The 5,952-nt window shown below is 69.6% G+C and carries 3 protein-coding genes, 1 tRNA gene and 1 pseudogene; 1 reads left to right on the forward strand and 4 read right to left on the reverse strand.

Features of this window, described 5'->3' with window-relative positions:
- From ACJA3G_RS27790 to ACJA3G_RS27805, 4 genes and pseudogenes are all read right to left on the reverse strand, one after another.
- Window positions 1-62, reverse strand: a 62-nt coding sequence (locus ACJA3G_RS27790) for a hypothetical protein (RefSeq protein WP_406555785.1), incomplete at its 3' end; no start/stop codon positions are given.
- Between the two features lie 16 nt (window positions 63-78).
- A pseudogene (locus tag ACJA3G_RS27795) lies at window positions 79-2,016 on the reverse strand (galactose oxidase-like domain-containing protein); the annotation flags it as partial.
- Window positions 2,013-3,950 carry a glycosyltransferase family 2 protein gene (locus ACJA3G_RS27800; protein WP_406555783.1) on the reverse strand — a complete coding sequence of 646 codons (1,938 nt, stop codon included), beginning with the start codon at window positions 3,948-3,950 and terminating at the stop codon, window positions 2,013-2,015. The gene ACJA3G_RS27800 and the pseudogene ACJA3G_RS27795, both read right to left, overlap by 4 nt.
- 506 nt (window positions 3,951-4,456) lie before the next feature.
- Window positions 4,457-4,530, reverse strand: a tRNA-Lys gene (locus ACJA3G_RS27805).
- A gap of 193 nt (window positions 4,531-4,723) precedes the next feature.
- Between ACJA3G_RS27805 and ACJA3G_RS27810 the strand changes: the two genes are divergently transcribed.
- A partial coding sequence (locus tag ACJA3G_RS27810; RefSeq protein ID WP_406555784.1) for a peptidoglycan-binding protein occupies window positions 4,724-5,952 on the forward strand: 1,229 nt, incomplete at its 3' end.

Consider the following 5,952-nt stretch of genomic DNA (forward strand, 5'->3'; position numbering starts at 1 on the left):
TACCGCACCTCCACCCACACCGCCCGTGACGGCACCCCGTCCCCGTCCGTCACGAACAGCATGTACCACCCCGTACCGCACCTCCACCCACACCGCCCGTGACGGCACCCCGTCCCCGTCCGTCACGAACAGCATGTACCACCCCGCCGGCACCAGATTCCGGTTCTTCGGGACCGTCACCCGTACCCCGTCCCCGTTCCCCGCCTTCACCACGTCCAGCGCGATCGACCGCTGGTCGATGTCCGTGACATGGGTCGTCGCGCTCGGACGGATCAGCCGGGCCGTCTTCACCGACGCCGCGTCCTTCGTACGGAACACCCCGCTCCCGCCCCGCGCCAGCGACGTGGGGCCGGGCCCGAGTTCGGGCCGGGTGCCCTTGCCCTTGTACAGGTACGGCGGGGTGTAGATCTCGATGCGCTGCTCGAAGACCCCCGGCTTGGTGTCGTCCTTGTCCGCGAACAGCGAGTCCCCGCCGAAGGTGACGACGCGGCCGTCCGGCAGGAGGATCGAGCCGGAGTGGTAGTTGCGGCCCACCTCGGGGTCCGCGACCCGCCGCATCGTGCCCGTCTTCGCGTCGTAGATCCGCGCCTGGTGGAGGTTGGAGCCGCCCCGGCCCCGGTAGTCCCTGGAGCCGCCGCTGATGAGCATCGTGTCGTCGGGGAGCACCGACGTCTCGGGGTAGCGGGTGCCGTCGGACAGGGAAGGGCCGTCCTTGAAGGACGGATGGGGGTCCTTGAGGTCCACGACGCGGGTCTTCTTCGACGCCTTGGACGACTCCCCGACCCCGCCCCCGCCGATCACCATGTACTTCTCGTCCTGCGCCGGCGGCATCAGCACCGTCCCGGACGTCTCCATCTCCAGCGGGTCGCTCAGCCCGGGGATCTTCGTGAACTTGTTGGTCGCGAAGTCCCAGATGCCCGGGTCACGGCCGACGTCGTCCGGTCCGTACCCCGCGTTGGAGCCCGAGTAGAACAGCTTGCCGTTCTGGAGCAGGAACACCGCGGGGTAGGTCGGGAACTGCCTGATCCCCTTGGTGTACGTCCACTTCTTCGTCTTCGGGTCGTACACCTCGTTCTTGCCCGGGACCAGCTGCCCGATGTCGTCCAGGCCCGAGAGGGCCAGCACCTTGCCGTCGGCGAGCGTCGTCAGGGTGGGGTACCAGCGGGCCTCGTTCATCGGGTCGACGGTGATGTACCGCTCGGCCACCGGGTCGAACTCGTACGCGTCCCTGATCCCCTGGAAGTCCTTCTTGTCCAGGGCGAGCTTCTGCGCGATGCCGTAGACGTTGCGGGTGTCGGAGCCCTTGCCCTGGACGCGGTAGTTGTCCTCGGTGCCGGTCTCGTGCTCGGTGCCGGACTCCTCGGCCTCCACGTAGATCCGCCCGAGCCCGGCCTCCGTGCGCAGGAACTTCCCGGTCTTCTTGTCGAAGACCTTCTTGGCGCGCTGGACGAGGACGGGGTCCTTGGAGACGAACGTCTTGCCGTTGGACTTGCCGGTGAACCGGCTGCCCGCGGGCAGCGTGATCGGCTTGTCCGGGTCCTCGTTGTGGACGATCATCAGGCCGCCGGCCTTGGTGACGTCGCCCTTGAGCTTCTCGTACCGCTTGGTGCCGCCCGCGATCAGCAGATTGCCGTCGGCCAGCTGGGTGTGGCCGGTGCAGAACAGGTCGTTGGGCGTGGGAATCTTCTTGAAGGTGTTCTTGTCCGGGTCCCACAGCACCGTGTCGAACTTCTTCGCGTCGAAGTTCTTGGCGTTGTTGCCGGAGCCCGCGACGAGCAGGATCTTGCCGGTGTGCAGCAGCGCCGCGTGGATCGTGTTGAGCCGGAACTGCTTGGGCATGTCGACCATGTCCCAGTGGCCGTTGTCCGCCTTGTACCCCGGCTGGTTGATCTTGTAGTCGTGGTACTGGTCGGAGGAGAACCGGTAGAGCCAGGGCCCGTTGGCGCCCGCGAGCGCGAGGACCACCGTCGTCCCGATCGCCCAGCGGCGAGTACGGCGGGTCGGGCGGAATCTCATGGGTTACGTCCCCCAAGGGCGATCTGCGCGGTCTGGTCGGCGGGCGGCTGCGGTGTGCCGGGCGCGGCGGGCGCCCCCGGGTTCCACTGCGGGCGTTCCTGCTGGTGCGGGCCTGCCGGCGGGCCGGAGCGCCGGCGCCTGCCGCGCTTCTTCTTCTCCGCCCGTACCGTCCAGCGCCAGCCGATGATCGGCGCGGCCGTGATCAGCATGGCCAGGGCGGCCCAGGTGATCATCGCGGGGTGGCTGTGGCCGTTGAAGAACGAGGATATGAGCGAGCCGCCGAACAGGGCGATGAAGAACAGGTGGATGCGGAAGGTGCCGAAGAGGGTGTCCGGGCTGGACGAGTCGCCCTTGGGGGTCACCACGAAGGAGCTCTTGCGGCGCAGTACGGCGTCCATCAGCGAGCGGGCGTAGATGGGCGCGGAGAGCGCGGACATCACCATGCCGGCGATCCCGCCGGAGCCCTCCGGCTCGTGCGGCGAGACGTTGTGGCGGCGGTTCCAGATGTAGAGCCCGATCTGCAGCGCCGAGGCGTTGCCGTACAGCATCATCCAGATGACCGGGTCGATCTGCACGCCCGAGGCGCCGAGCCCGAGGAACAGGGCGCAACTGAGCGCCGCCAGGATCCAGTTGAGGGCCGACATCGGGTAGAAGATGATCATCATGGTGTAGTTGAAGAGCTTGCCGGCCGGCAGCGTGCCGAAGCCCTTCCAGTACTGCTTGAGGATCGTCTCGTACGTCCCTCTGGACCAGCGCAGCTGCTGGGTGAAGAAGTCGGTCCAGGCGGTGGGGCCCTCACCGACGGCCAGCACGTCCGGGGTGTAGACCGAGCGCCACTTCTCGCCGGTGGCCGGGTTGGTGGCGCGGTGCATCTCGAAGCCGGTCGCCATGTCCTCGGTGATCGAGTCGTAGAGCCCGCCGATCTGCTTCAGCGCGCTGATGCGCACGGCGTTGCTGGTGCCGACGAACATGGGCGCGCCGTACTTGTTGCCGGCCCGCTGGATCAGCGCGTGGAAGAGGAACTGCTGGGACTCGGCGGCCTTGGTGACGAAGGTGTCGTAGTTGCCGTAGACCTGCGGGCCGATGACGAAGCCGACGTCGGGGTCGCGGAAGTAACCGAGCATCCGCTCCAGGTAGTTGGGCAGCGGCACGTGGTCGGTGTCGACCGAGGCGAAGAAGTCGTAGTCGCCGCCGTGCGCCTCCAGCCAGGCGTTGTAGTTGCCGTGCTTGGTCTTCGCGCGGTGCGGGCCCTTGGGCTGGTTCCAGCGCGCGACGCCCTTGCGGGAGAAGTGGTGCACGCCCAGGCGCGCGCAGACCTCCTTGACCGCCGGGTCGTCGCCCTCGTCGAGGAGCCAGACGTGCATCAGGCCCCGGTGGCGGATGCGGACCGCCGCCTCCAGGGTCCTGGTCACCATCTCCAGCGGCTCCTTGCCGGGTACGAAGGAGGTGAGGAAGGCGACCCTGGTGCCGGTCTCGGGCACCACGGGGACCGGGTCGCGCGCGACCAGCGTGGCGTGCGCGTTGGAGAGCACGTTCATCGTGCGGAAGAGCTCGATCAGCCCGATCGAGACCAGCATCACGATGTCCAGCACCAGCAGGGAGTGCGAGGCGTGGTCGCGCTTGGTCCAGTGCTCGGGCTGCATCAGCCAGGCGAACAGGCCGAGCGAGACCAGCGGGGCGGCGCCCAGGAGCAGGGCCGCGCGTATCCGGTGCGGCTCCTGCGAGAGGAGCGAGCGGTAGCGCACGCGGTACGGCTTGGTGGGGTCCGGCTCGGTGAGCGGGCCGGCCAGTCTGCTGTAGTGCTCGTAGTCGTAGCGCGGCAGCGACTTCTTCAGCCGCTGCCGGGCCCCGGGCCGCAGATGCGGTGGCAGCCGGAGCTGGGTGGTCTGGGACGGGTCGTCGTGGTGCCGGGCGCCGGTCGGCGTCGACGTCATGAGTCATCCCCCCGCACGCAAGGGTCAGGTTGCGTGTGTGTCGTTGTTCCGTCGTCCGCGGCGGTCCCCCTCGACCCCGCGGACGTGGTGATGGTCGGTCAAAGGGCGGGCCGTCCCCCTTGATCCAAGACATAGGAAGAGGCCCTTCCGGTTGCATGATGCCTTCCTCGGCACCGCTTCCTGAACAGGGCCCCCACCCCACAGACGGTGCAACCGGGACATTCCCCTCCGAACCTCATGCGCGACCTCCAAGTCATGGAGGCGCGCACCCCCTTGGGAACCGGTGGTCCTCAGCCAGGTTTCTACGCCCGGCGGCTTGATCGCAAGGGTGAAACGAGGTGTTTACCGGTCAAACGCGGGCTTTACGGGGCGCTTGTGCAGGGCGTGCGGATTCTGGGCGGTGCTCCCGAAGGAGCGTCACGCGCCGCACGGCGCGGGAGGCGCGGGCGCGCGCCCCCGAACGACCACAGCCCCCTCACCGATGGTGAGGGGGCTGTGGCTGTCTGTGCGCCGCCAGGGACTCGAACCCCGGACCCGCTGATTAAGAGTCAGCTGCTCTAACCAACTGAGCTAGCGGCGCCTGCTGACACCGAGAACTCTACCGGACTCGGAAGGGTGGTTCCGACCGGCGCCACGCGGTGAGATGTTCGTTTCATCCGTTTTGATACGTCATAGTGCGGTTCAGGCGAACGGTGGGAAAGCTGTCGCCCGTGCAGAAGCGCAGAGAAGATCGCCAACGACCACGAGATCGCCGAGAGCGGCAGGTGACGCCCATGACGGTGCCGGTGTTCGAGGAGTACGAGCCGGCGGGCGCGTGCGGCTGCCCCGGGTGTGCGGACCGGCGGCGGTCGGCCGCCCTCCCCCGGCGCGCCGGGGGCCACCCGGCGGCCCACGGCGCCCGCCGCGTACTGGTGCTCGCGACCGCGGCGGGGGTGGTCCTGGGTGCCCAGACCGCGACCGCCGCGACCGCCGCCCCCGCGCGACCGCCGGCCCCGGGCGCCGGTCACGACCGGGCCGCCCCGGGAGACGGCACCGCCGACCTCGACCCCGGGCCCGTGACCGAACAGGGGGTCACCGGCGCCCTGCACGGGAGCGCCGCCGCGCGGCCCGAGGCGCCGGTGCCGCCCGGGCGCCAGCCGGTCACGCGGGCCGACATCATCAACCGCGCCAAGAAGTGGGTGGCGGCGCAGGTCCCGTACAGCATGGAGAAGTACTGGTCGGACGGGTACCGGCAGGACTGCTCCGGGTTCGTGTCGATGGCCTGGAACCTGGGCACCAACGAGTGGACCGGCAGCCTGGGCAACTTCTCCGTACGGATCGCCAAGGAGGAGCTCCAGCCCGGCGACATCCTGCTCTTCCACAACCCCGACAACCCCACCAAGGGTTCGCACGTGGTGATCTTCGGCGGCTGGACGGACTACACGCACACCTCCTACATCGCCTACGAGCAGACGCCGCCGCTCGCCCGCAGACTGCCCACGCCGTACGCGTACTGGGCCAACTCCTCGCGCTATGTGCCCTACCGGTACAAGGGGCTCAGCACCGGCAACGGCGGCGCCATCGTCACCGAGCAGCCGGTCGCCGAGCAGCCCGTCACCGCGTCGCTCATGACGGACTTCCCCGGGACTGCGGCCTTCGGGCCGGGCGCCGACAACCCGTACGTCACCCGTCTCGGCGAGATGCTGGTCGCGCGCGGCGGCAAGCGCTTCTACACCCAGGGCCCCGGGCCCGTCTGGGGCGCCGCCGACCGCCGGGCGACCCAGGCGTTCCAGCGCGCCCAGGGCTGGACCGGCAGCGGCGCCGACGGACTGCCGGGCGCCCAGACCTGGAGCCTGCTCGTGCGGGGCGCGGGCAAGGACATCCCGCCCGCGAACGGGACGACGGGTGTCCTGACGGCGGCCACCGCGACCTCCCGGCCCGAGCCCCGAACGCCTGGGTCGCCCGGCGGTCGGCGGCGCCCCAGACGGGCCCGGGGCCCTGGCCAGCCCTGGGCGCGCTGGAA

Origin of the sequence: Streptomyces sp. YS-3 (assembly GCF_045257485.1) — a bacterium.
In the GTDB taxonomy this organism is placed as follows: Bacteria; Actinomycetota; Actinomycetes; order Streptomycetales; family Streptomycetaceae; genus Streptomyces.

What these genes read in the sequence shown, in the direction of transcription:
- ACJA3G_RS27800 (WP_406555783.1), bottom strand. Translation starts at nt 3,950, where the DNA reads ATGACGTCGACGCCGACCGGCGCCCGGCACCACGACGACCCGTCCCAG.